Annotated in this window: 24 protein-coding genes; 9 read left to right on the plus strand and 15 right to left on the minus strand. The window is 64.3% G+C overall.

Going from position 1 to position 23,958, the window contains the following annotated elements; genetic code table 11:
- The first annotated feature begins 65 nt into the window (after nt 1–65).
- The 6 genes from JNM03_RS06865 (at nt 66) to JNM03_RS06890 (ending at nt 5,183) form a co-directional block, all read left to right on the plus strand.
- Entirely contained in the window at nt 66–584 is a 519-nt protein-coding gene (locus JNM03_RS06865) for a flagella basal body P-ring formation protein FlgA (RefSeq protein WP_294035579.1), read from the plus strand.
- Between the two features lie 246 nt (nt 585–830).
- On the plus strand, nt 831–1,127 hold the full coding sequence (flgM, locus tag JNM03_RS06870; protein WP_294035580.1) for a flagellar biosynthesis anti-sigma factor FlgM: 297 nt from the start codon (nt 831–833) through the stop codon (nt 1,125–1,127).
- The gene (locus JNM03_RS06875; protein ID WP_294035581.1) at nt 1,124–1,426 is read left to right on the plus strand and encodes a hypothetical protein; all 303 of its coding nucleotides are present in this window, start codon (nt 1,124–1,126) and stop codon (nt 1,424–1,426) included. The genes flgM and JNM03_RS06875 overlap by 4 nt, the downstream gene beginning before the upstream one ends.
- A gap of 79 nt (nt 1,427–1,505) precedes the next feature.
- Nucleotides 1,506–2,330, plus strand: coding sequence for a transglycosylase SLT domain-containing protein (locus JNM03_RS06880; protein ID WP_294035582.1), 825 nt, complete (start codon nt 1,506–1,508; stop codon nt 2,328–2,330).
- The gene (gene flhA / locus JNM03_RS06885) at nt 2,327–4,450 is read left to right on the plus strand and encodes a flagellar biosynthesis protein FlhA (RefSeq protein ID WP_294035583.1); all 2,124 of its coding nucleotides are present in this window, start codon (nt 2,327–2,329) and stop codon (nt 4,448–4,450) included. The genes JNM03_RS06880 and flhA overlap by 4 nt, the downstream gene beginning before the upstream one ends.
- Nucleotides 4,440–5,183 (plus strand): FliA/WhiG family RNA polymerase sigma factor, encoded by a 744-nt coding sequence (locus JNM03_RS06890; protein ID WP_294035584.1) that lies wholly within the window; start codon nt 4,440–4,442, stop codon nt 5,181–5,183. Before flhA ends, JNM03_RS06890 begins: the two co-directional genes overlap by 11 nt.
- A gap of 41 nt (nt 5,184–5,224) precedes the next feature.
- On the opposite strand, the gene JNM03_RS06895 is transcribed toward JNM03_RS06890, so the two are convergent.
- From JNM03_RS06895 to JNM03_RS06915, 5 genes are all read right to left on the minus strand, one after another.
- Nucleotides 5,225–5,725, minus strand: coding sequence for a winged helix DNA-binding protein (locus JNM03_RS06895; RefSeq protein WP_294035585.1), 501 nt, complete (start codon nt 5,723–5,725; stop codon nt 5,225–5,227).
- A gap of 27 nt (nt 5,726–5,752) precedes the next feature.
- On the minus strand, nt 5,753–6,124 hold the full coding sequence (locus JNM03_RS06900; protein WP_294035586.1) for a hypothetical protein: 372 nt from the start codon (nt 6,122–6,124) through the stop codon (nt 5,753–5,755).
- Between the two features lie 58 nt (nt 6,125–6,182).
- Nucleotides 6,183–6,566: a hypothetical protein gene (locus tag JNM03_RS06905; protein WP_294035587.1), complete on the minus strand. Its 384-nt coding sequence runs from the start codon at nt 6,564–6,566 to the stop codon at nt 6,183–6,185.
- 48 nt (nt 6,567–6,614) lie between these two features.
- Nucleotides 6,615–7,106, minus strand: coding sequence for a response regulator transcription factor (locus JNM03_RS06910; RefSeq protein ID WP_294035588.1), 492 nt, complete (start codon nt 7,104–7,106; stop codon nt 6,615–6,617).
- A 269-nt stretch (nt 7,107–7,375) separates the two neighbouring features.
- Nucleotides 7,376–8,077 carry a glutamine amidotransferase gene (locus tag JNM03_RS06915; RefSeq protein WP_294035589.1) on the minus strand — a complete coding sequence of 234 codons (702 nt, stop codon included), beginning with the start codon at nt 8,075–8,077 and terminating at the stop codon, nt 7,376–7,378.
- 285 nt (nt 8,078–8,362) lie between these two features.
- Here JNM03_RS06915 and JNM03_RS06920 point away from each other — a divergent pair, with 285 nt between their 5' ends.
- A complete protein-coding gene (locus tag JNM03_RS06920; protein WP_294035590.1) occupies nt 8,363–8,821 on the plus strand; it encodes a hypothetical protein in 459 nt (152 codons plus the stop codon).
- Nucleotides 8,818–9,636 carry a ferredoxin--NADP reductase gene (locus JNM03_RS06925; protein WP_294035591.1) on the plus strand — a complete coding sequence of 273 codons (819 nt, stop codon included), beginning with the start codon at nt 8,818–8,820 and terminating at the stop codon, nt 9,634–9,636. The genes JNM03_RS06920 and JNM03_RS06925 overlap by 4 nt, the downstream gene beginning before the upstream one ends.
- A 52-nt stretch (nt 9,637–9,688) precedes the next feature.
- Here the strand turns inward: JNM03_RS06925 and JNM03_RS06930 are convergent, their stop codons facing one another.
- Nucleotides 9,689–11,701, minus strand: a complete 2,013-nt coding sequence (locus JNM03_RS06930) for a phytase (protein ID WP_294035592.1) — start codon at nt 11,699–11,701, stop codon at nt 9,689–9,691.
- Nucleotides 11,702–11,849: 148 nt separating this feature from the next.
- Here JNM03_RS06930 and JNM03_RS06935 point away from each other — a divergent pair, with 148 nt between their 5' ends.
- Nucleotides 11,850–12,635, plus strand: coding sequence for an inositol monophosphatase family protein (locus tag JNM03_RS06935; RefSeq protein ID WP_294035593.1), 786 nt, complete (start codon nt 11,850–11,852; stop codon nt 12,633–12,635).
- 102 nt (nt 12,636–12,737) lie between these two features.
- Here JNM03_RS06935 and JNM03_RS06940 read toward each other — a convergent pair whose 3' ends face one another.
- The 9 genes from JNM03_RS06940 to iolC form a co-directional block, all read right to left on the minus strand.
- On the minus strand, nt 12,738–13,853 hold the full coding sequence (locus JNM03_RS06940; RefSeq protein WP_294035594.1) for a Gfo/Idh/MocA family oxidoreductase: 1,116 nt from the start codon (nt 13,851–13,853) through the stop codon (nt 12,738–12,740).
- The gene (locus tag JNM03_RS06945; RefSeq protein ID WP_294035595.1) at nt 13,850–14,050 is read right to left on the minus strand and encodes a hypothetical protein; all 201 of its coding nucleotides are present in this window, start codon (nt 14,048–14,050) and stop codon (nt 13,850–13,852) included. Before JNM03_RS06945 ends, JNM03_RS06940 begins: the two co-directional genes overlap by 4 nt.
- A 2-nt stretch (nt 14,051–14,052) precedes the next feature.
- Entirely contained in the window at nt 14,053–15,459 is a 1,407-nt protein-coding gene (locus tag JNM03_RS06950) for an alkaline phosphatase D family protein (RefSeq protein WP_294035596.1), read from the minus strand.
- 10 nt (nt 15,460–15,469) lie between these two features.
- The gene (locus JNM03_RS06955) at nt 15,470–16,804 is read right to left on the minus strand and encodes an MFS transporter (RefSeq protein WP_294035597.1); all 1,335 of its coding nucleotides are present in this window, start codon (nt 16,802–16,804) and stop codon (nt 15,470–15,472) included.
- 107 nt (nt 16,805–16,911) lie between these two features.
- Nucleotides 16,912–18,420 (minus strand): CoA-acylating methylmalonate-semialdehyde dehydrogenase, encoded by a 1,509-nt coding sequence (locus JNM03_RS06960; protein ID WP_294035598.1) that lies wholly within the window; start codon nt 18,418–18,420, stop codon nt 16,912–16,914.
- A 9-nt stretch (nt 18,421–18,429) separates the two neighbouring features.
- Nucleotides 18,430–19,221 (minus strand): 5-deoxy-glucuronate isomerase, encoded by a 792-nt coding sequence (gene iolB, locus JNM03_RS06965; RefSeq protein ID WP_294035599.1) that lies wholly within the window; start codon nt 19,219–19,221, stop codon nt 18,430–18,432.
- On the minus strand, nt 19,221–20,114 hold the full coding sequence (iolE, locus tag JNM03_RS06970; RefSeq protein ID WP_294035600.1) for a myo-inosose-2 dehydratase: 894 nt from the start codon (nt 20,112–20,114) through the stop codon (nt 19,221–19,223). The genes iolB and iolE overlap by 1 nt, the downstream gene beginning before the upstream one ends.
- A complete protein-coding gene (gene iolD, locus JNM03_RS06975; protein ID WP_294035601.1) occupies nt 20,111–21,946 on the minus strand; it encodes a 3D-(3,5/4)-trihydroxycyclohexane-1,2-dione acylhydrolase (decyclizing) in 1,836 nt (611 codons plus the stop codon). The genes iolE and iolD overlap by 4 nt, the downstream gene beginning before the upstream one ends.
- On the minus strand, nt 21,943–23,919 hold the full coding sequence (gene iolC / locus JNM03_RS06980; protein ID WP_294035602.1) for a 5-dehydro-2-deoxygluconokinase: 1,977 nt from the start codon (nt 23,917–23,919) through the stop codon (nt 21,943–21,945). The genes iolD and iolC overlap by 4 nt, the downstream gene beginning before the upstream one ends.
- Nucleotides 23,920–23,958 lie beyond the last annotated feature (39 nt).

Here is a 23,958-nt window from a genome sequence, read left to right on the forward strand (position 1 = left end):
GCAAAGTCCGACTGGCACGCATCCTGCAATTTGCTCCGGCGAATGGACCAACAAGGATTACGCCCATGAATCGCCAGATCGCATTCGGGATTGCCGCGAGCCTCGTCGCCCTTTCCGCTGCAGCCGTCCCCGCCGCCCGCGCGCAGCAGGCAACCGAAGATTGGCAGGCGATCGATGCGTTGACGCAAGCCGTGGCGACCGCGATGGGGCGCACCGCAAGCCCGATCGACCGGCGGATCAAGCTTGCCCGCTGCCCCGAAAAAGCGTCGGTCACCACGGTCGACGCCCAGACCCTCGCCGTTCGCTGCGCATCGCTCGGCTGGCGCCTGCGCGTGCCGATGACCGGCCCCGCCGGCGCCACTGCCGCGTCTGCCAGCTTTGCCGCCCCGTCTTCGACCCCGGCCATTCGCCGCGGCGACACCGTGCGAGTGTCGATCGAAACCGACAGCTTTTCGGTCGCCTACTCGGCGACGGCGACACAGGACGGCCGCGTCGGCGAGACGATCGCGCTACGCGGCAACGACGCCAGGAACCTGATAAGCGCCATCGTCACTGGTCCTGGGCGCGCACGCCTGATGGACTAGGGTCGGTACCCCGGGGTCCTGACCCTGCAGCCCGTCGAGCGCAAGCGGCGCCTGCCCGCCTGAGACAGGCACGCTCAAAGCTCCAACCCGTCAAGCCCCACTCACCCGGCGGCGTCGGCTTTCCGACACCGCCGGGCTTCTTTTTCATTTTTTCGGTAACCCGCCCTTAATCTCCCGCCGCACGTGCCGTTAAACCCTGCTGAGACGTTTCCGCCCAATTTTTCGGCGGGGCAAATGGAGGCAGCTATGTCGGGAGACAGCAAGATCGGACCGGTGGGCGGCGTTACCCGCACCACGCCCGTGCGCAAGCTCGCCGGCGGCGCAGACACGGCGTCCGCCGGCTCGGCCCGCGCGACATCGACCGGCGCCCTTCCCGGAGCCAAGTTGATCCGCCTTGCGAGCGACCTCGCCTCGCAACCGCCGCCCGTCGATGCCGCGCGCGTCGCTTCGCTGCGGTCCGCGATCATCGAGGGAACCTACACCGCCGACGCCAAGAACATCGCGCTGGCGATGCTCCGCTATGCCCAAGGGCGCACCGAATGATGCCGATGGAGACTATCCAGGCGAAGCTCGATCTTCTGGTCGGCGCGCTCGACGGACAGGATGCCGGCGCAATCATCGCCGCGACCGAAGATCTGGCGACCGCGGTGATCCTGTTTCGCGGCGCCGCAATTCCCGACGGCGGCGAAGCACAGGCGCGCACGTTGATCACCCGGACGCTGGCTCAGCTCGAAGCCGCCGCGATCCGCGTCAACGTGTTGAAGGACTGGACCCGTCAGAGGATTGACGCAAACCATCAGATCCGCGGAACCCACCATCGAGGTTTGGCATTAAGCTACTGATAATAGGCAATTAGTGGCACTGCCCTTCTAAATGGCACGATGATTGCTTTTGGTCTGCTGAAACAGCGGAACCATTTGCATGAATTCGATCAATCCCTATGCGACACCGGCGCCCGGCGCCGTTCCCGTCCTGGATGCGGTCCAGAATGCATCGGCGCGTACCGGCGTCGACTTCGACTATCTGGTCGATGTCGCACGGGTCGAAAGCCGTTTCGATCCGAACGCGAAGGCTCCGACCTCTTCGGCGCGCGGTCTCTATCAGTTCACCAAACAGACCTGGCTTGCCACGCTGCGCCGCCACGGCGCGAGCCACGGGCTCGGCTGGGCGGCGAATGCGATCGGGCAGGACGCATCGGGACGCCTCGGCATCACCGATCCGATGCTGCGCGACCAGATCCTCGGCCTGCGTGACGATCCTGTCGCAGCGTCGAACATGGCGGCGGCGCTGACGTCGGACAACCAGGACTATATCGAAAGCCGGATCGGCCGCGCGGCTGAACCGGTCGATCTTTATCTCGCGCATTTTCTTGGCAGTGCCGGCGCTGCGCGGTTCCTGGGTGCCTGGTCCGACAATCCCGACCAGCCGGGAGCGACGATGATGCCCGACGCCGCGGCGGCAAACCGCCCGGTCTTCTACAATCCCGACGGCAGCATGCGCAGCCTCGGCGAAATCCGCGAATTCTTCCGCGCCAAGCTCGAAGCAGACGGCGGCCCCGGCGCAATGCCCGGCGGCCCCGTGCCAACGCCCGGCTGGCGCATGCAAATGGCCAGCGCAAGCGGCGCCGGCGGCGGACGCCCGCCGCTTCCCATGATGGATATCCAGCCCATGCCCAAGAAACTGTCGATGGACTTCGCCGCGAGCGCTTACCGCCGTCTGGCTTCCCTGTCGGGAGGCGCGGCATGATCGGCGGCTTCACGCCGGGCAACCTGACCCGCATCGCAGGCGCCGCGGCCTTGCCCGCGGCGATGCTCATTCTCGTCGCGTTGATGGTGATCCCGGTATCGCCGATCATCCTCGATATCAGCTTCGTCGCGAACATCATGATCAGCCTGCTGGTCCTGATGGTCGCGATGCAGGCGTCGAAACCGCTCGATTTCTCGTCCTTCCCGACCGTGCTGCTGCTCGCCACCCTGTTCCGCCTGTCGCTGAACGTGGCCTCGACGCGCGTTGTCCTCGTCCACGGGCATGAGGGCACCGCCTCGGCGGGCCATGTCATCGAAGCCTTCGGCAAGGTGTTGATCGGCGGCGACTATGTCGTCGGCCTCTTCGTCTTTTTCGTGCTGATGATCATCAACCTGGTCGTCATCACCAAGGGCGCGGGGCGCGTGTCGGAAGTCTCGGCGCGATTCACCCTCGACGCCCTCCCCGGCAAGCAGATGGCGATCGACGCCGATCTCAATGCCGGCCTGCTCACGCCCGACGAAGCCAAGACGCGCCGCCAGGAAGTCGCCACCGAAGCCGATTTCTATGGATCGATGGACGGTGCGTCGAAATTCGTCAAAGGCGACGCGGTCGCCGGCCTTTTGATCCTGTTCGTCAACATCGTCGGCGGGCTGATCCTCGGCATGTTCAGCCACGGGCTGTCCTTTTCCGAAGCGGGCAGCACCTATGTCACGCTCGCGATCGGCGATGCGCTCGTCGCCCAGATCCCGGCGCTTCTGCTGTCGATTGCCGCGGCCGCGATCGTCACCCGCGTCGCGTCGCCGCACGACCTGTCGGGCCAGATCGGCAGCCAGTTCGCATCGCCGCACGTGTGGATGGCGGTCAGCGGGGTTCTGTTCGTCCTCGGCCTCGTGCCCGCCATGCCGCAAATGCTGATCCTGCCCGCCGCCGCGGTCGCCGGCGGTATCGGCTGGCAGCTCCGCAAATCCGCAAAACTCGCCGAAACCGCCCCGCCACCTGCGGCGCCGGCGCCCGATCCGCACCATATCGAATGGTCGGATGTCAGCGACATCGGTCCGTGCCAGCTCGAAATCGGCTATGCACTCGTCACGCTGGTCGATGAACGCAAGGGCGCACCGCTGATGACGCGGATCACCGGCATCCGTCGCCAGTTGTCGAAAGAGCTGGGGTTCGTCGTCCCGCCGGTAAAGGTCACCGACGATCTGTCGCTGCCGGGCAATGTGTATCGCATATCGGTCGCGGGGGTCATCGTCGGGGAAGACGAGGTCTTCCCGAACGAGATGCTGGCGCTCGATTCGGGCGACCTGGTTACCAAGGTCACCGGGCGCGCGTGCAAGGATCCCACCTTCGGCCTCGACGCATTGTGGATTCCCAAATCGTCGCAGAACGACGCGATCGCGGCAGGCTACACCGTCGTCGATCCGGCGACCGTGGTCGCAACGCATCTCAACAACAGCATCATCGGATCGGCGTACGAACTCTTCGGGCTCGACGATGCGCAGGCGCTGATCGACAATCTGAAGACACAATATCCCCAGCTTGCGCAGAGCCTGAGCCCGCAGGGCTATCCGCTCACGCGCGTCGCCGCGCTGTGCAAGGCGCTTCTGGTCGAGCGCGTGCCGCTGCGCGATTTCCGCAAGATAGCGGAAGCGATGGTCGGCCTCATCGGCCAGCAGCTCGGCGACAACGACCTTGTCGAGATGGTCCGTCAGCGGATCGGCGCGCTGATCGTCCAGACGATCGTGCCCAGCCGGATGCCGCTGCCGGTGGTGACATTCAGCCCCGAAATCGAAGTGCTGCTCAACCAGGCGGTGCGCGCCAATCCGGGGGCCGAATGGCCATTCGAACATGGCATGGCGATGAAGATCATCGAACAGATCGGCCAGGCGGTGGAACCGCTGCTCCTGTCGACACGCAGCTTTGCGCTCGTCGCCTCGCCGCTTTGTCGTTCGGCGCTGTCGCGGCTCGTGCGCGCCACGTTCCCCGACGTCGCGGTGATTTCCTATCTCGAAATACCCGCCAACAAGGCGACCGAGATCGTTGCGACGATCGGTGCCGACGTTCCGCGCCTGACCGCCGGCGAAGAGGCCCAGATGAAGGACGAGCCCCATGAGAACTGAGCGCCCCGAACAATTCGGAGCGAGCGCCCGTGCGGCGCGGCCGCATGGCTATGGCGAAAGCGCCGAAGCGTTGATCGAGGAATATGCACCGCTCGTTCGCAAGATCGCCTGGCAGGTCCATTCGCGCGTCTCGCGCACGAGCGACCTTGAGGATATGATCCAGGTCGGGCTGATGGCGTTGATCGAAGCAAGCCGAACCTATGAAGAACGCGGTTTCGCGTTCGCAACCTATGCGACGACGCGGATTCGCGGCGCGATGATCGACCAGCAACGGCGCGAAGCCGATGTCGGACGCGCGGCCATGGCCGCCGCCCGCCAGCTGCAACAGACGCGAGCGACCCTCGAACAGAGGTTGCGCCGCGCGCCGGCCGCCACCGAAATGGCCGCCGCACTCGACTTGTCGCCCGAGGAGTATTTCGCGCTCGAAAAAAGCGCGACGCACGGCCGCTCGACCTCGCTCGACGAACTGGTCGACGAAGGCAGTTTCCTGTTCGCCGACGATCGGATCGGCGCAGGCGATGCACTGGAACAGGAAAGCCTTCTCGAGGCCTTGCGTCTCTGCATCGGCAGGCTCGGCGAACGCGAGCAGATGGTGTTGCAGCTCTACTTCTTCGAGGAACTGAATCTGCAGGAGATCGGATTGGCGCTGGATGTCAGCGCGGCGCGCGTCTGCCAGATCAAGCGCGACGCCATGGTCAGGATCGATCGCATGATGCGCGACATGACCGATTGATCCCGGGCGGCTGGCCTCGCCGGGTTTCGACAGTCTTGTTTTCAGGCGGCGCGGCTGTACCCGCTGCGCATCGCGGCACCGAACTTCTCGAAATAGCTCGCCATGCGTTCGGAGCCCGCGTCGGTAAGCCGGACGATCGAACGCCGCCGATCGCGCTCGTCGATCGAGCGTTTGGCAAGTCCCATCGTCTCAAGGGACGCGATCATCCGAAGACCCGACGACAGCGGCACACCGGCGCCGGTGGCAAGGTCGCTCGCGCTGAGCGCGCGGCCGTTGGCGTTGGCGAGCATCAGGTCGAGCATCATGTCCCATGTGGGGCCCGACATCTGGCTGGTGCCAAAATGGCTCTTGCGCATGCGCCGCGCCTGGATGCTGAGCGCGAGCTGGTCGACCAGCCGCGGTTCGGCACTATCGGAGGCGAGGCCAAAGCCCGCCGCGCCGACCGCCAGTTGTTCCTCCGCCGTGCTTTTGGCAAGAAGGTCATGGATCTGATCGATCCTCGACCTGATTTCGGCAATTTCTTGGTTTGAAAACTGCTGCATGAGATGAAACCCTTCGGGCGTTCTTCATCAAGCCCCGGCATTCTCCGTCCGTCTGGTCGAACCCGATGCGTACAGGATCACGAAGAGGATCGGGTATGAGATATACATTGAAAGCAGCGCGTAGGGACGCGCCAATATCTCCGAAAACATCAGCTTCTGAAGATGCCCAAAGATTGCGATCAGTTGCCAACCGGTGATCCAGTAGGGCCAGAACCGCTGAGTTTTCAGGGCTATAAACCAGAAGCTCGCGAGCGCGACGATGTCGATCGCGAAGATACTATATTCAATATGCGACCAATCCGGAGCAGGAGCCAGGACGGTTGTGCAGACCGAAGCGAGCAAGGCGGTATAAGCTGCCCACCGTTCCAAATGGCCGCCGCGCCACATCGCGACGGCCACAGTGAGCAGCAATATTCCGTAATAGGTCGCGACGGCCCACATGATGCGTCCGCTTGCCTTACGATGCCTTGGCGAGCGAGAGGTGCGCGACCGCCGCTTCATCCATGTCGTTGCTGCCATCCTCGACCAGCGAAGCGCTCGCCGGCGGCTTTACGCCGGCGCCGAACATGCGCGTGCCGAGGCCGATCTGCTTTTGTGTCGCGGTAAGCGAGAGATGCGCGTCGGTGAGGAGTTGGCGTACTTCGCCGGCAGCGGCGAGCGCATGCGCCACCTTGGCCAGCGCTTCCTGACCGACGATCGCAGACATGTTGATATCGCGGCGCGCAGCAGGAAGCGTGGCAGCCAAGTTGGCGATACGGATCATGGCTTCATCAATGGCGTCTTCGGCCTGGTGCAGTTCAGAAGCGATCTTCTTCGCAGCGGAAAGTCGTTCGTTCAGCATGTCCTTGGTCCTTGCAAACGAATGCCACCGGAACCCCCCCCGCAGCATTCAGGTCAAAACACGACCAAGTCCGACAAGGATCGAGTAGAGAGCGGAGAAAGCCAAGATGGTCGCAAATGCGATCAGAATTGGCCAGATTATCCTTTCCATCAACCCGTGCCGGTTGGCCGGCTGGGATGCGGTAGGAAACGGCGTGCCTATATCGAAAAGCCGCCGGATCGAACCGTGCCCCGCACCGGCATCATCGGCTGCGACACGGTCGCCTAGGTCGAACAATTGATATGTCAAAGGCTGATAAGGAGTAACCTGGTCGAATACACCGTTACGGGAAAGGATCGTCGCGGCTTCTATCCTGTTGGAAGCATGTAGTTTTTTTAGAGCGCGCCGAACCCGTTCGTCGACCGTATGGGGTGACACATCCATAATGCGAGCAATTTCCTTGGAATTTTTGTGCTCAAAAACATGCCGCAGCGTTTCGATTTGCGCGGCGGAAAGGAGACTGATGTAATTGTCTGGGTCACCCTGCACGCGGTCGGGCATAGAGCATCAGGGGTCGAAATCAAGTTACGTGAACGCATGATTCGCTAACATGTTACCCTAACATCGCGCTACATTGCCGTAACGGAACCGCAAGAACCAGCCCGGAAGAGCACGCGACCGGTGCGCCGGCCCGTGCTTCGCGGGACGATCCGGGCATCAGGCAGCGGCAACGGGCGCCGCACTGGGCGTCCCCGCAGGATGCGTTATTTTAACACGGCAATGAGGACGGACCACATGGCGTTGCGGTCCGGCCGAGCACTCATCCGTCGTCAGTCGGTGACCCCCGCAAGCCACTCCGCCACCATCAACCGTCCCGCCGCAACCGCCGCCGGGCCAAGGCGCGCATGTCGCGTCCGCATGGCTGCGGCACTACTTCCAACCTCTTCCAGCGCATCGGGCCATTGTTCGATCCATGCCCCGAAGCGCGGATCGAGACCCATCTCCGCATGGAATTGCAGCGCCAGAATATTGGGGTCGCGACGAAAGGCCTGATGCCGATAGGCTGGGCTCGACGCCAGCAACTCGACATCGGCAGGAAGATCGAACGTATCGCCATGCCAGTGCAGCACGGCCACGCCCGCAAGGTGACGGAGCGGCGACGCCGTATCGACAAAGCTCAGGGGGTGGAAGCCAACCTCCTTCGCCCGCCCGGGATAGACGGGAGCACCCAGCGCCGCGGCCATCATCTGCGCACCGAAGCAGACACCGAGCGTCGGCCGGTTCGCCGCGAGCCGCCGAGCAAGCCGTCGCATCTGGCACGCTATCCAGGGATGGCGGTCGCCTTCATAGACGCCCATCGGCCCGCCCATCATGATGAGAAGGTCGGGTTCGACCAGATCGACCGAACCGAACGCCGGATCATCGACATCGATCCGGTCGAGCGAATAGCCGGCCGACTCGACGGGTTCGCGAAAGCCCGCGATCCCTTCGTGCGGCACATGCCGAATGATTAGTCCCTTTTTGCCGGTCATGGTCCGAAAGAAATGGCGATGAATGGATGGTCTGATGGGCTGTTTCGTTGCCCGGCCAACTAGCCAGATCCCAGCAACGATGTCACTCTATCTTTGCAGTAGAGATACTGTCGCGGCCCGTAGCGGAGCTTGGCTTCCCTCCGCGGCGGGCCGCCACGTTCCCGCTATCCTCTATCGCGCGTCTACCGCGTCACTCCGCCCGGCACACTCGACAGGCCCATTTCATTCTTGCAAATGACTTGCATTAACATATAGCGACGCGCTGGTGCCTAGCGGGAGTTCGTCATGTACGCCTATGTCGACCGGACAGTCGAAAGCCTGAGCAACTGCGGGCGCTTCCTGCTGTGGGCGATGCGCGGTTGGGTGCGCGCTGCCGCTGCCGGGACCTGTCCGCCGGCAGCGCTGCATCGGGGTTTCGCGCATGTTCGCGCCACAGCCGCGCTGCCCGATTTCCACGTCGCGATGGCGCTTCTGGCGTCCGATTCCCGCGAAACGATCGCTCTCGCACCCATCGACCACACCCACATCGCCGAGGACGAAGCCCTCCTTCTCTCGCTCTGGCGCACCTCCGCGCGGAGCGATTTGGACGCGGTCTCCGCCACCCTCGCGCTGTTCGTCGCCGACGAAACCGCCCAGCCCGTTGCAAAGGCATTCGGCGCAGTAGCCGCCGCGCTGACTGCGGCAGGTTTTGACCCACAACAGCTTCTCGCACCCGATCAGATAGAAGAAAGTCCCACCCAATGAGCGATCGTATCGCTGCCGCTGCCAAGCTTGCCCCATCCGCCTCGCTGACCGTCGAGGAGGTGCTGCGCGTGCACCACTGGAACGAGCATCTCTTCAGCTTCTCGATCACCCGCCCCCAAAGCTTCCGCTTCCGGTCCGGCGAATTCGTCATGATCGGACTTCCCGGCGGCGAAGGCCGGCCGCTGCTACGCGCCTACTCCATCGCAAGCCCCGCCTATTCGGATGAACTCGAATTTCTGTCGATCAAGGTGGCCGACGGCCCGTTGACCTCGCGCCTGCAACGGATCGGGCCGGGCGATCCCATTTACCTCGGTCGCAAACCCACCGGTACGCTGGTTGCCGATGCGTTGCAGCCCGGCAAGCGGCTGTTTCTGCTATCGACCGGGACCGGGTTGGCCCCGTTCCTCAGCCTGGCGCGCGATCCCGACATCTACGACCGGTTCGCGCAGGTGCAGATCGTCCATTGCGTCCGGCGAGTCAGCGACCTTGCGTTCCGCGACACGCTCGAAAGCCAGCTCGCCGGCGATCCGCTGGTGCAGGACCAGGCGCTGCTGCAGTTCCACTATCTGCCGACGGTGACGCGCGAAGCCTTCAGTACCGAAGGCCGGATCGGCGCCCTGATTGACGACGGCCGCCTCTTCGGCCACCCGCTCACCGGCCCGGATCACTTCGACCCCGCGATCGACCGCATCATGATGTGCGGCAGCATGGCGATGATCCGCGATCTCCAGACGCGGTTCGAGGCTCTCGGTTTCCGGGAAGGATCGAACGCCAACCCGGGGGATTTCGTCATCGAGCGGGCATTCGTCGGCTGACGGCTGCGCGCCGACGCCCGGAACCGGGGCGGCGCGCAGCGATATCGGACGGTCAGCGCGCCGGCACGTCCAGACCGAGCGCCTTCGCAACCCGTTCCCACGGCACCAGCTTGAAATTCTGATGCTCGGGGGGAGAGACGTTGCGACCGTCCTGCGCGACCATCAGACCGTGCGGGAAAGCGGGGCCCGCCGACAGGCTGGTAACGTCGAGACCATCGGTTTCGGATACGCCATCGATTCCCGCCGCCATGTCGGCACCGATCCGGAACGAGCCGACATAGGCATTATCGCCCTCGCGGCGGAAGACGGCGTAGCTGTCGTTGCCCTGGCTGGACACGACCAGATAGCCCTTCCCCCCGTCCATGGCATAGAGGCCGATCCCCTCCATGTCGTCCTTGAGCGCGGGGTTGTCGGTGACTTTCGCGAGCATATTGCGCGCCGGCCCGCCGCGCGGCTCGGCGCCCTCGCGCCAGATGCCGACATCTTCTTCGCCGGTGTAAAGCATCCCCGTCGCGTCGTCGGCGACGCAGCCTTCGACCTGGGTCGCGAACGGCAGGTCGCGCACAAGCTTCGCGCGCACCTTGCCCGCGGGGGTCGCAACCAGTTCCCATTGACGCATCTTGCCGTCGGTCTGATTGACGAAGACAAAGGTCTTTTTCGTCTTCGCGCTGCGATACATGCACAGGCCATAGGGGTCCTTGAGCCCGGTGTCCTGAAGCCCGTCCGCGACGTCGGTCAACTTGCGCGTCGCGGGATCGAGCGCATAGATGGAGATGCCCTTCGTCGTCCGATTGCTGGCGGTGACGAGCGTGACGTCCCGGCCGCCAAGGCGGAAACCGTTCCGAAGATCGACATTGTTCATACGTCCATCGGGAAGGAACTGCAGCACCTTGCCGTCCAGATCATAGACATAGAGCCCCGACTGTTTCTGGGTTCCGATCACGACGCTCTGCGCTGGATCGACGGGGTTGATCCAGATCGCCGGATCGTCGGCCGCATCGCCGCCGGTCTCGACGGGGGTCGTCTCGACCGTCGGCCGCGCGAGCGGCATCGTTTCGGGCGTGGGCACGGTGGGTCGTTCGGAAAGCCCCGCTGCGGCGAGCAGCGCCGGCCAGCTCGCGATTTTCAGATTGGGGTCTTCGGGCGAGTTGTCGTCGTCGGCGACCACCACCACCGGACCGGCAATGGTGACGCTGCCCGCATCTTCGACTCTGTCGGCGCCCGCAGCGAGCGATACCGAACCCAGATAGGCATAGTCATCGGCGGGGTCATAAATGTTCAGCCGGTTCGCCTTGGCATCCGAAACCAGCAATCGCCCATCCGGCGCGATGCCGATACCCTTCGCCTCTTCGGTGATATGGCCGAGCCGGACGATGTCCACGATCTCGGGCGTAATTTCGGCTTCCGGCTCGGCGGCGAAGCGCCACACGCCCACGGCTTCCTGCGAGAAGTAGACCGACCCGCGATCGTCGGCGGCGCAATAGCCGATTTCCGACCCCAACGACCAGCGCCGTGCAATTCGACCGCTAGTTGCGCCCGACGCGTCGGATGCGAGCCCCCATTGCTCGATCTCGCCCCGGTCACCGACAAGGAAAAGATAGAGCGTTCCGTCGCGATGGCTGCGCGACAGGCAAAGCCCGGCGACCGTCATCTGAGGCTGGATTCCCGCGAGCGCGATTGGCAATGGAACGCCCCCGGCGCCGACGCGAAACAGCTTTGGCGCATTCTCCTTGCCGTCGAGCGCGGCGAGCAGCGCTTCGCCGCCAGGCGCACTGTTCGCGCGCAGATCGAGCGCGCGGATATTGCCGACCTTGTGCGTCGCGACGCGCTGCCCGGCAAGATCGAAGACTTCGATCCCCGCCGATTCAGCACCAGCAAGAATCAGCATTCGCGACGCATCGGCGGGATCAGCGACCACGACGGCTCCGTCGGTTCCCGATCCCTGCGTCGCCTGTGTTTCGGCCGAAGCCGCCGCGACGGGGACGGGCGCAGCCTGCTGCGCCATGGCATCGACCGCAGGAACGCCAGCCAGCACCGCTGCGATTGCAAAGAAACTCGTTTTCACTCAACCCTCCCTCTTCTATTCGAAATCGCGCCCGGCGAAACGCCGGTCAAACAAGGCGGCGGTAACCGGAGTGACGGGACCGCAACATCATTTCAGAATATTTTTTCTATCTTTCTTATAAAACAGAACGTATATTCATTCCATGACGATGTCACCCCTTATTTCCGCCATGATCGCCGCCGCTCACGCCGCCGGCGAAGGACTGATCACCGACCGGGAGCGCATCGCCACGCTCACGATCCACAGCAAGGCCGGCGCCGCCGACATGTTCACCGAGGCCGACCTGAAGGCCGAGGCCACCGTCCGTGAACGGTTGATGACCCTTGCCCCCGACTACGGCTTCCTCGGTGAGGAAGGCGGGCTGACGCCCGGCCGCGACGCCGACCATGTGTGGGTGGTCGATCCCCTGGATGGTACAACCAACTTCCTGACAGGATCCCCACTCTTCGCCGTCAATATCGCGCTTGCGCGACAGGGCGATGTCATCGCAGGCGTAACCTATGTTCCTGCGATGAATGAACTTTTCTGGGCCGAGACGGGCAACGGCGCCTGGCTTGGCGAGAAACGCATCAAAATTTCGCCGCGCGCGACGATCGAGGAATCGGTCCTAGGGGTCGGCATCCCCTTTGCGACCAAGCCTGACCATGAGCAATTTTATGCCGAGATGGAGCGGCTGACCCGGCGCGTCACGGGAATTCGCCGCCTGGGCGCGGGAGCAATCGATATGGCTTGGGTCGCCTGCGGCCGGCACGATGCCTATTGGGAACAGAGCGTCAGCGCGTGGGACATGGCGGCCGGGGTCGCGATCGTTCGCGAGGCGGGGGGGATCGTCACCGACACGCGCGGCGACAAGCTCGACCTGACGAACGGCACGGTGCTGGCGTCGACGCCGGCGATTCATCAGGAGCTGTTGGCGGCGCTGGCACGGGTTTAGCCAGGAAGGCAGGTCGGGATCTCGCCGGCGCATCAGGCTGATAGGGTGAGGTGCCGGCTTTCGCCGGAATGACGGAGTTCGCTCGAACCCCACCAATTCCCCTCAGGGCTTCACCCAGCCGCCCTCCCGATGCGACCGTCTGATCGCGTCGGCGACCTTCTCGACTGCCAGCGCATCGGCGAAACTCTTCGCCGCCGAAGGCAGGCCGGCCGCCGCTTCGATCGCGGCCTTCACCTCGATCGTCTTCAAGTCGTTGTAACCGATCTGATGTCCCGACGCGGGGCAAAAGGCGCCATAATCGCCGTGGTCGGGCCCAGCGCAGATCGTCGTGAATCCGTTGGTGCGGCCGGGGCCCGAACGGTAGAGTTTCAGTTCGTTGAACTGCTCCTGCGTGAAACCGATCGATCCCTTGGTACCGGTCACCTCGAAGGCGAGACCCATCTTGTGCCCGTTCGCGATCCAGCTCGCCGCCAGCGTACCCGTCGCACCCCCGGCGAATTCGACCACCGCGTCCATCTGATCGTCGACCGTCACGGCCCGGTCGTTGCCTCCTGCGTCGCGGCGCGTCGGATAAGCGGTATGGAGCCGCCCCGACACCGACGCGATATCGCCGACCAGATGCTGTGCCATCGCGATGATATGGCTCCCGATGTCGGCAAGCGCACCGCCTGCCTGATCGGGCTCGCAGCGCCAGTTGAACGGGGCGTCGGCCGATGCCATGAAATCCTCGGCATGGATGCCGCGAAAGGCGGTCACTTCGCCGATCTCACCGCTCGCGATCAGCTCGCGCGCAAGCACGATCATCGGGTTGTAGAGATAGGTAAAGCCGACTGCGGTCGGCAGTCCGGTCGCTGCGGCCGCGGCCGTCATCGCTTCCGATTCGGCAATTGTCGTCGCCAGCGGCTTTTCGCAATAGACCGCCTTGCCTGCCTCGAGCGCGGCGATCGCAATCGGCGCGTGGAGCAGGTTCGGGGTTGCGATCGCGACCATGTCGATGCCCGCGTCGGCGATGGTTTCGCGCCAGTCGCCGCTGGCGCGCGGAATGCCCAGTGAAGCCGCAGCGGCTGTCGCCGTCGGCAAGTCGCGATCGGCAAGGACGGTCACCCGCGGCGTGCGCGGCAGATCGAACGTCCGGTCCGCAGCGGCAAAGGCGAGCGCGTGGGCACGGCCCATGAAGCCGCTGCCGATCAGCGCAATATGAAGGGGCGCGCCGCTCATTCGCCCGCCACCTGGTGAAAACGTTCGCGCAGTCGTTCCAGCGTTTTGCGCTTTACCGGCTGGCCGTCGCGCAGCTTGTACCAGCTATTCTGGCTGATCCGGTATGTCTCGAACAGGCCTTCGCGGGTCGCGCATGGCAGATGCGCTTTCATTGCCTCGAACTCGTCGCGCGCGATGGTCACCATCTCGAAACACATTTCTATTCGCCTCCATAATAGCTGCCGCCGCGCGCCACCCGCTCGCGCCGTTCGAGTTCGTCAGGATCGATAACCGCGCGCCAGCTCTGCCGCCCGTTGACCAGATCGGCGGCGCGCAGCACGACAGGCTTGCCCGAACCCGAGGCGCCGATCACATCGCGCACGCTCAGCGCGACGCGCGGTTCGGGATCGAAGCTGAATTCGAGGAGGCCGAAGTTGGCGCTACGCACGAACGGCTGGCGTAGCCGCACTTCGGGATGCTGATCGACGAACTTGGGCGCCAGATATTGCGCAAGCCCCGAACTGACGAGATCGTAGAAATCATAGCCGCCCTTGTCCGACCAGGGCACGCAATTGACCTCGCCCTGGTGGACATCGCCCGAGATGCCAAAGCAGCCGCCGATCCGTTCGTCGCGAATGAAATCGAGGATTTCGTTCCGTTCGTGCAGATAGGAGGCCCAGCTGTCGCCGTCCTTTTCGGCGAGCGACCAGCCGGTGCCCGAAGCGAGAATCTTGAACACCGCCTTCGAGGCCTTGAGTTCGCGCTTCAGCCAGGCCTTCTGTCCCACACCGAGCATGGTCTTGGTCGGGCTGTCGGGGTCCGACGGCGCATCGCGATAATAGCGACCATCGAGCATGAAGATGTCGATGGGGCCAAAGCTGTGGCGAAAGAAGATTCCCGGCGTATCGGGCAGGCCGGCGGCCGGATTGGCCCACCAGCGATCGAACAGGCGGCGCGTCATGTCCTTCACACCGTTGTGGCGATCCGAATTATTGTAGCCGAAATCATGGTCGTCCCAGACCGCAAGCTGGGGCACCGAACGGAGGAACGGAACGAGCGCCGCGACATTGCGCTGCCGCGAATAGAGCGTCGAATAGGCTGTCTCGCTGTCGCTGTCGGCGTAGATATTGTCGCCAAGCCACAGGAAGAGGTCGGGTTCCATCGCCGCGATTGCTTCGAACACCGGTTGTTCGGGATAGAGCTGGACGCGCGCGCACGAACCGAAGGCGATCCGGATCGGACGCGGCCGATCGGGCGCGGTACGGGTGCGATAGGGGAGCGGCTGGTGCCGGTCGTCGATCCCGTCGGTCTTGACCCGGTAAAAATAGTCGGTGTCGGGTTTGAGCCCGGTCACCTCGACCGTGGTGCAAAGATCATTCTCCTGCGTTGCGGCGGCGCTCGCGGTCGTCCTGGCGTCGCTGAAGTCTCGCTGCGTCGCATATTCGACGGCGACACCGAAAGCGCCGCTGGCGCGCGACCAGACGCGGAAACTGCCGGGCGTCGTCGCGCCGATCATCGGGCCATCGAGGAGGCGCGGATAGCCGAGCGTCGCCGCGTATAGCCGGCGTGGAAGCGCGGCCAGGAAGGCGAGAGCGGTGCCCCCACGCAGAAGGTTTCGGCGGTACATATACTCCCCCTCAGTCGCGCAGCTTTGTGTTCCAGAGCATCGTCGCAAGCAACGTGGCGAGGACCGAACTCCCGATCCAAAACCCGATCACCGGACCGAAATCATAGACATTCACGCCGTTCGCAATGTGCATGTTGGCGTCAATGAGCGCGCCCGACACCTGCTCTTGGATCGCCGCACCCAGATAACTGAACACGCCGACCAGCCCGAGGGCTGCGCCCGCGACGCGCTTCGGACAGATGTCGATCGCGAACAATCCGCCGAGCGACGTGACGAGCCCCGTCATGCCGAGCCCGAACAGGATCACCGCGACCAGAACCACCGCGGGATTGTTCGGGCCGAAGAAGAGCAGCAACAGACCGACGAGTTCAAGGACGCCGAACAGCAGATTGACCGGCGGCCGGCGCGCGCCGAAGAATTTGTCCGACACAAAACCGAAGGCAACGGCGCCCGCCACCCCCGCGAGCGTGCTCGCGGTCAGCATCGCCCCCGCCTCGGCCAGCGAATAGCCCCGCGCCTCCTGCAGATAGAGGATACCCCAACTGTTGATCGCATAGCGCGTTACGTAATTGGCCGCGCTCGCCAGCGCGAGAATCCACACCGCCGGAATCGCAAGGATCGACAATTGGGTCGCGAAGACCCCGCGTTCGGGAACATTACCGGCCGGCGGCGCATAATGATCGTTCCGCCAGTCGGCGACGGTCGGCAGGCCGAGCGAACGCGGGCGGTCGGCCATCGCATAATAGGCGGCAACCGCCGCTACCGTGGCTGCGATACCGGGACCCCAGAACCCCCAGCGCCAGCCGCCGACCGCGACAAGCGCGGACACGACCGCAAAGGTCAGCCCTTCGCCGATCGAATGCGCCGTCGACCATATGCCATAATAGCGTCCGCGCTCACGGTTCGAGAACCAACTGGCCAGCGCGACGACGCAAGAAGGCGCGCCATAGCTCTGGAACCAGCCGTTGAGCGCCCACAACATCACCGTGACCCAGAAGAGCGTCGAAAAGCCCATCGCGATATTGCACAGCGCCGACAGCAGCAGGCCGAATGCGAAGAGCCGTTTCACATTGCTGTGATCGGCCACGAAGCCATTGATCAGCTTGCCCGCCGCATAGGTATAGAACAGCGCCGAGCCGATCATGCCGAGTTCGAGCGGGGTGAATATCCCCTGGTCGATCAGCGGCTTCTTCACGATGTTGATCGCCAGACGGCAGGTATAGCTGATCGCGTAGGCGAGCGTGATCGTCAGGATGATCCGCATCCGATAGCTCTTGAAGGCACCGTCGACGCTGTCGTCGGCCCTAACCGGCAAGTCCGGCCCCGTTGCGAAATATCTCAGCATCGCCTCTCTCCCGCACCGGCGCCCCTCTGTCGTTTCGGGCGTCCGGTGCATGATGCTATTTCATTTTACATACAAATGGAAGATTTGTTTCGTTTATCACAAGCGGGTCACGATGTCGGGATGAGGAAGGCGTTGTCGCCGGCACCGCCATCGGGCCAGCGCTGAGTCACCGTCTTGACCTTGGTCCAGAAGCGCACACCCTCCATCCCATATTGGTTGATGTCGCCAAAGCCCGACCGCTTCCAGCCCCCGAAGCTGTGATAGGCGACCGGCACCGGGATCGGAACATTGATCCCGACCATGCCGACATTGACGCGCTGCGCGAATTCGCGCGCGGCGTGGCCGTTGCGGGTAAAGATCGCCACGCCGTTGCCATATTGATGATCACTCGGCAGGCGCAGCGCCGTCTCAAAATCGGGCGCGCGGACGATCTGGAGGACCGGCCCGAAGATTTCCTCGCGGTAGGCGCTCATGTCGGTCGTCACATGGTCGAAAAGCGTCGGGCCGACGAAAAAGCCTTGCTCGTGCCCTTGCAGGACAAGGCCGCGACCATCGACCACCAACTCGGCGCCTTCATCGACGCCGGTCTGGATCCATTGTTCTATGCGCGTCTTGTGCGCGGCGTTGACCACCGGGCCATAGTGCGCGTCGGGGTCGTTCGACACGCCGACCTTCAACGCCGCCATGGCGGGAATCAGGCGCTCGCGCAGAGCTTCGGCGGTGGCGTCTCCGACGGGTACGACGACCGGAAGCGCCATGCAGCGCTCGCCCGCCGAACCGAAGGCGGCGCCGCACAGATCGTGGACGACCTGGTCGAGATCGGCATCGGGCATCACGATGCCGTGGTTCTTCGCGCCGCCCATCGCCTGCACACGCTTGCCCGCTGCGGTGCCGCGACCATAAACATAATGCGCGATGTCCGACGAGCCGACGAAGCTGACCGCAGCGATGCCGGGATGGTCGAGGATCGCATCGACCATCTGCTTGTCGCCATGAACAACTTGCAAGATGCCTTCGGGCAACCCCGCTTCGCGCATCAGCTCGGCGAGGCGCACCGGCACCGACGGATCCCGCTCGCTGGGCTTGAGGATGAAGGCGTTGCCCGCCGCGATCGCCGGACCGAACATCCACATCGGGATCATCGCCGGGAAGTTGAACGGGGTGATGCCGGCAACGACGCCGAGCGCCTGCCGCATCGCATAAACATCGATGCCGGGGCCTGCGCCCTGCGTATATTCGCCCTTCAATGCGTGCGGGATCCCGCACGAAAATTCGATCACTTCCAGCCCGCGCAGGACGTCGCCGCGCGCATCGGCGACGACTTTCCCATGTTCGCTCGCCAGCAGCTCGGCAAGCTCCTGCATGTTCGCCTCGAGCAGTTCGCGAAAGCGGAACATCACGCGCGAGCGGCGCTGTGGATTAGTCGCCGCCCAGCCGGGCTGCGCGGCCTGCGCGATGGCAACGGCGCGGTCGAGATCGGCGGGAGCCGAAAAGGCGACGCGCGCCTGGACCAGCCCCGTGCTCGGGTTAAAGACATCACCGGCACGCGCTTCTTCGGGACGCACGGAGCCGCCGCCGGCGGCATCGCCGGCGATGAAGGAATCAATCTGTCTCATCGCTCTTCCTTACTGGCGCACGATCCAGTCGTGCGCGGGGTCGTTGCGGAACACCCAGTTGCGTCGGGGCCCCGCCATCACGTTCAGATAATAGAGGTCGTATCCGTGCGGCGCGCCGACCGGATGGTAGCCGCGCGGTACCATCACGACGTCGCCGTCCTCGACCGCCATCGTCTCGTCGATGTCGCGGTCGTCGGTATAGACGCGCTGAAAGGCGAAACCCTGCGGCGGCGACAATCGGTGGTAATAGGTTTCCTCCAGGAAGGTCTCCTCCGGAAAGGCATCGCGATCATGCTTGTGCGGCGGATAGCTTGACCAGTGGCCGCCGGGGGTCACCACTTCGACGACGAGCAGGCTTTCGGCCTCGTCGGCATCGGACAGAATGTTACGGACATGGCGCGTGTTGGTGCCCTGCCCGCGTACCTCCACCGTGTCGGAGCGAATCAACCGCACCGCGCCCATGCCAGTTCCTGGCGCAGTGCAGATTGCAATCTCGGCATCGGACGCCGCCTCGATCGTGTAGCGATGCCCCGCAGGGACATAGACCGACGTCGCGGCACCGTCGAACACCGTATCGCGTCCGCCGATATCGCCGAAATGCTCGCCCCCCGCATCGACCGACACCGTGCCGGTAAGGATCACGAGACACGCCTCGCGCCCGTCTTCTACATGATTGTAACGCGCGCCTGCGGTCAGCCGGACAATGCGAAAGCCGACATATTTCCAGCCCGCGCTTTCGGGGGTGATGTCGAGCAGCGTTCCATCGTCGTCGGGCGCGTGCGGGCGGACGAGCAGCGACATCAGACCAGCGCCTCCTCGCGGGCGAGCCGCTTCAGCGTGTCGAGGCCGAGCTGGCTGTACTCGCGCGGATTGGCAATCGCCGGATCCTGTTCGGCCTCGATCACGATCCAGCCCGAATAATCCATGTCGGCCAGCGCGCGCATGAAAGGCGCATAGTCATAGTCGCCGTCGCCCGGCGCGGTGAACATGCCGCCGACGACACCGTTCAGGAAGCTGGTGCCGTTCGCAAGGAACTCGTCATATTTGGCGTTGCGGACATCCTTGCAATGAACATGCGTAACGCGCTCGGGCCGCGCCTTGATCACGTCGATCGGCTCGATGCCGCCGAACAGGGCGTGGCCTGTATCGAGCACCAGCCCGACATGGTCGCCGGTCGCGTCAAAGAAGCGTTCGAGTTCGTCCTTCGTCTCGACGATCGTGCCGAGATGATGATGGTAGGCAAAGCGCAGACCGCGATCGGTGATGAAGCGCGCCACCGTATTCAGCCGCTCGCCGAACTGCTTCCAGTCGGCAACGGGAAGCACGGGATGCGTGTCGAGCCGGCTGCCGTAGCGGTCGCCGTGCACCGCGTTCGATGTTTCCGCGAGGATGAAAACGCTCGATTCCATATATTCGAGCAGCGCAAGATGCTTGGACAGCGCCGCGATTTCGGCATCGGCATCGTGCACGAGCAGGTTCGACGAGTACCAGCCGCTGACGATATCAAGGCCATAGTTCGCCATGATCGGCGCCAGCGCTTCTGGATCGCGCGGAAATTTGTTGCCGAGTTCGACGCCGTCGAACCCGATGTCGCGTACGTCGGTGAGCAGTTCATCGAGCGTCGTGTCGCCGCCCAGTTCGCGCATGTCGTCGTTGCACCAGGCGATCGGGCTCACGCCCCAACGGATCGTCATTTTCTCTCTCCGTGAATTCGGGTTTCATAAGCACTGCGCGCGGCGCGCACTTCGGCGCGAGTGGACACTTCGGGGACGGCGACGTCCCACCAATGCCCCCCCGCCCCGGTCGTGATCGCGGGATCGGTATCGATGACGATAACATGGCATTTGTCCGACTGCCTCGCGCGGCCGAGCGCCGCCTCGAGTTCGGCAATCCCGGCAACTTTCTCAGCCTCCGCGCCCAGGCTTCGCGCGTGTGCGGCGAAGTCGATATCGGGCAGCACGGCATGCGCCGAATCGGCGAGCAGATTGTTGAACGGGCGCCCGCCGGTCCCCTGCTGGAGCCGGTTGATGCAGCCATACCCACGGTTGTCGAGCAGGATGACGGTGATCTTCCGATCCAGCATGACCGCCGTCGCCAGCTCGGAATTCAGCATCAGATAGCTGCCGTCGCCGACCATCACATAGACGTCGCGCGCAGGGGCGGCCATCTTGACGCCAAGCCCGCCGGCGACCTCGTAGCCCATGCACGAAAAGCCATATTCGACATGATAGCCGCCCGGCCCATGACTGCGCCAAAGCTTGTGCAGTTCGCCCGGCAGTCCGCCCGCGGCGCATACCACGGTCGCATCGTCGCTCGCCTGGCGCCACACTGCGCCGATGACCTGCGCGTCGGACGGCAGCGCCGTACCCGGCGCGGTCGCCGCAGCCCAGGCGGTGTTCCATGCGGCGACCCGGTCACGGTTCGCCCCGCTCCATGCATCATCGACGCGCCAGTCACCCAGCGCTGCGGCAAGCTCCTCCAGCGTCGCGCGCGCGTCGCCGACAACCGCCTCGGCGCCCTGCTTGACCGCGTCGCCTGCTCCGATGTTGATCTGGATCAGCCGTTTCCCCGCAAACAATGTGCGCGATCCGGTCGTGAAGTCCTGCAGACGGGTTCCGACACCGACGATCAGGTCGGCGTGCTCCGCCGCGGCATTGGCGGCGCTCGTTCCGGTAACGCCGATACTGCCAAGCGCCTGCGGGTGATCCCAGACCAGCGCGCCCTTCCCCGCCTGCGTTTCGGCAACCGGAACGCCCGTCCGTGCCGCAAGGTCCGCGAGCGCGGCCTCCGCACGGGAATAGAGGACGCCGCCACCGGCGACGATCAAAGGCGCCTTCGCACCGCGCACCGCCGTGACAAGGGCGGCCAGTTCACCCGTGTCGGGGCGCGGGCGGCGGCGGCGCCACACCCGCGGTGCAAAAAAGCTTTCGGGATAGTCATAGGCTTCGGCCTGCACATCCTGACAGAGCCCGAGCGTCACCGGGCCGCATTGCGCGGGATCGGTGAGAATGCCCATCGCGCGCGGCAGGGCATCGAGAATCTGTTCGGGGCGAACGATCCGGTCGAAATAGCGCGACACGGGCCGGAAACAGTCATTCGCGCTGACCGTCGCGTCGGCGAAATCCTCGATCTGCTGGAGCACCGGATCGGGACGACGGCTGGCATAGACATCGCCGGGCAGAAAGAGCACGGGCAGCCGGTTCACATGCGCAAGCGCGGCTGCGGTGACCATGTTCGTCGCGCCAGGGCCGATCGAGCTGGTACAGATCATCGCGCGTTGCCGCCGGCTCGCCTTGGCAAACGCAATCGCTGCATGCGCCATGCCCTGCTCGTTATGACCGCGATAGGTCGGCAGCTCCGCCCCCACCCCGGCCAGCGCCTCACCCATTCCCGCGACATTCCCGTGGCCAAAGATCGCCCACACGCCCGCGAAATAATTGAGCAGGGCGCCATCGACCTCGACCTGCTGTGCCGCGAGCCAGCGCGTCAGGGCCTGCGCCATCGTCAATCGGATATGCTTGGTCATGCCTCCACCTTAGCACGCCGGGCCGCACGCCAGCCATCGGCGAGGACGCGCAGGTTTTCGGCAAGCGCGGTGATCGCAGCTTCGTCGCCGATCGCTCCCGTCAGCCACTGCTGCGCGACATCGTGAAAGATGGTGCGACCGACGGCAAAGCCTTTGACGAGCGGAAAGGGCGCCGCGGCGACGATGCCGGCCAGCACCTCGTCCTGAGGCGCCGAGAGGCCAAGCAGAACGATACCCCGGCACAACGGGTCATGCCGCAGGATCGCCGCTTCGCTCGCCGCCCAGGCCGCAGAGTCGGTCGTCGGCTCGAGCTTCCACCAGTCCGGATAGATGCCCAGCGAATAGACATGGTCGATGACCTTGGCGATCGTCCCGCTGTCGACCGGCCCATGTTTCGACGCGATGATTTCGAGCAGGAATTCGTGCCGGGTCCGGCGGCACGCATCGAACAGCCGCAGGAGCTGGCGATCCTGCCGCGCGCGCATCTCGGCATCGTCGTCGGGATGGTAGAAGACGAGGCACTTGACGACATGATTGGTCGGCCAGTCGCGCAGCGTCATGCCGACGTCGGGCGACCCTTCGAAACGCAGCGGACGCGACCCCGGAAACTCGATCGGGCGGCCGATCCAATAGGGGTGGTCGGCCGCCGCCTCCAGCGCACGCGCGCCGAAACGGCCATCGAGCAGAACGCCATAGCAGGGATCGCCGGCGCCCAGCCGATGAAGCGCCGCGAGCGCCAGATTCTTGAAGTGATGAACCCCCGCCTCGTCGTCCTCGCCCAGTTCGGCGAGAAGATCGTCGAACTGGCTGCGATGATCGATCGCAAGGACCGTCAGCTCGTCGCGATCGCCCTGACGGTTGCTGGACCAGTGAAGCTGTTCCAGTTCGGCGCTCTCGCGAAGGCGGTGAGGCCATCGTCCGGCAAGAAAGCGCTGCAGCTCGTCCCACGAGGCCATGGCCGGCGCGCAACCGTGACGGGACACGACAAGCGCACCGCAGGCGTTGGCGATCTCGCAGCATTTTTCAAGCGGCATGTCCTTCAGCCAGCCTCGCAGGAACCCGGCCATGAACGCATCGCCCGCGCCAAGCACATTGAACACCTCGATCGGAAAGCCGCGCCCGACCACCCCGGCATCGAGCGACGCGGGAATCTCGCCGGGAAAGGCTACGCAGCCATCGGCACCCCGCTTGCAGACCAGCAGCGCGGTGCTCTCGGCGCGGATCGCGCGCAATGCCGCCAGCGTGTCGGTCGATCCGCCGAGGATATGGATTTCTTCCTCGGTGCCGACGATCAGGTCGCAAAGCGGCAGGACGCGCTGCAGCGCCTCGGTTACACGGCTGTCGGCGACGAACCGGTCCTCGCCATTGTCCTTGCCGGCGAGACCCCACAATACGGGGCGGTAGTCGATGTCGAAAATGACGCGACCCCCGGCCGCTCTCATCAGCGTCGCGGCCTTTAGGCTCGCCGCGAACACGCCGGGCTGCGACAGATGCGTTCCGTTGATCAGCAGTGCGCCCGCCGACGCGACGAAATCGGGGTCGATATCGTCGGCGGAGAGCGCCATGTCGGCGCAATTCTCGCGATAGAAAATCAGCGGAAAGGTGTCGGGATCGCGGATGCCGAGGAACACGAGCGCGGTCAGCCGGTCGGGATCGGACCGAACCCCGCGCGTCGAAACCCCTTCGCGTTCCAGCTCCTCAACGATGAAGCGCCCGAAATGATCGGCGCCGACGCGGGTGATCAGCCCGGCCCTCAAGCCCAGCCGCGATGCCCCGACCGCGGTATTCGTTGGGCTGCCGCCAATATATTTGGCGAAACTCGCCATATCCTCGAGCCGCCCGCCGATCTGCTCTCCGTAAAGATCGACCCCCGCGCGTCCCAGCGTGACGATATCCAGCCGGCGCTTTCCGCCCGATTCCTGCCCTTGTTGCACCATCAGTTTCAGACCATCTCTCCTTGGCCTGTAACACATATTCCAACTTTAGAATCTTTGCAACAGATGTTTCATGTT

Source organism: Sphingopyxis sp., assembly GCF_016793825.1.
Lineage (GTDB): Bacteria > Pseudomonadota > Alphaproteobacteria > Sphingomonadales > Sphingomonadaceae > Sphingopyxis.

Bases quoted from the DNA above. Each gene is read 5' to 3' on its own strand.
- JNM03_RS06865 (WP_294035579.1), top strand. From the start codon at position 66: ATGAATCGCCAGATCGCATTCGGGATTGCCGCGAGCCTCGTCGCCCTT.
- flgM (WP_294035580.1), top strand. From the start codon at position 831: ATGTCGGGAGACAGCAAGATCGGACCGGTGGGCGGCGTTACCCGCACC.
- JNM03_RS06875 (WP_294035581.1), top strand. From the start codon at position 1,124: ATGATGCCGATGGAGACTATCCAGGCGAAGCTCGATCTTCTGGTCGGC.
- JNM03_RS06880 (WP_294035582.1), top strand. From the start codon at position 1,506: ATGAATTCGATCAATCCCTATGCGACACCGGCGCCCGGCGCCGTTCCC.
- flhA (WP_294035583.1), top strand. From the start codon at position 2,327: ATGATCGGCGGCTTCACGCCGGGCAACCTGACCCGCATCGCAGGCGCC.
- JNM03_RS06890 (WP_294035584.1), top strand. From the start codon at position 4,440: ATGAGAACTGAGCGCCCCGAACAATTCGGAGCGAGCGCCCGTGCGGCG.
- JNM03_RS06895 (WP_294035585.1), bottom strand. From the start codon at position 5,725: ATGCAGCAGTTTTCAAACCAAGAAATTGCCGAAATCAGGTCGAGGATC.
- JNM03_RS06905 (WP_294035587.1), bottom strand. From the start codon at position 6,566: ATGCTGAACGAACGACTTTCCGCTGCGAAGAAGATCGCTTCTGAACTG.
- JNM03_RS06910 (WP_294035588.1), bottom strand. From the start codon at position 7,106: ATGCCCGACCGCGTGCAGGGTGACCCAGACAATTACATCAGTCTCCTT.
- JNM03_RS06915 (WP_294035589.1), bottom strand. From the start codon at position 8,077: ATGACCGGCAAAAAGGGACTAATCATTCGGCATGTGCCGCACGAAGGG.
- JNM03_RS06920 (WP_294035590.1), top strand. From the start codon at position 8,363: ATGTACGCCTATGTCGACCGGACAGTCGAAAGCCTGAGCAACTGCGGG.
- JNM03_RS06925 (WP_294035591.1), top strand. From the start codon at position 8,818: ATGAGCGATCGTATCGCTGCCGCTGCCAAGCTTGCCCCATCCGCCTCG.
- JNM03_RS06935 (WP_294035593.1), top strand. From the start codon at position 11,850: ATGTCACCCCTTATTTCCGCCATGATCGCCGCCGCTCACGCCGCCGGC.
- JNM03_RS06940 (WP_294035594.1), bottom strand. From the start codon at position 13,853: ATGAGCGGCGCGCCCCTTCATATTGCGCTGATCGGCAGCGGCTTCATG.
- JNM03_RS06945 (WP_294035595.1), bottom strand. From the start codon at position 14,050: ATGTGTTTCGAGATGGTGACCATCGCGCGCGACGAGTTCGAGGCAATG.
- JNM03_RS06950 (WP_294035596.1), bottom strand. From the start codon at position 15,459: ATGTACCGCCGAAACCTTCTGCGTGGGGGCACCGCTCTCGCCTTCCTG.
- JNM03_RS06955 (WP_294035597.1), bottom strand. From the start codon at position 16,804: ATGCTGAGATATTTCGCAACGGGGCCGGACTTGCCGGTTAGGGCCGAC.
- JNM03_RS06960 (WP_294035598.1), bottom strand. From the start codon at position 18,420: ATGAGACAGATTGATTCCTTCATCGCCGGCGATGCCGCCGGCGGCGGC.
- iolB (WP_294035599.1), bottom strand. From the start codon at position 19,221: ATGTCGCTGCTCGTCCGCCCGCACGCGCCCGACGACGATGGAACGCTG.
- iolE (WP_294035600.1), bottom strand. From the start codon at position 20,114: ATGACGATCCGTTGGGGCGTGAGCCCGATCGCCTGGTGCAACGACGAC.
- iolD (WP_294035601.1), bottom strand. From the start codon at position 21,946: ATGACCAAGCATATCCGATTGACGATGGCGCAGGCCCTGACGCGCTGG.
- iolC (WP_294035602.1), bottom strand. From the start codon at position 23,919: ATGTGTTACAGGCCAAGGAGAGATGGTCTGAAACTGATGGTGCAACAA.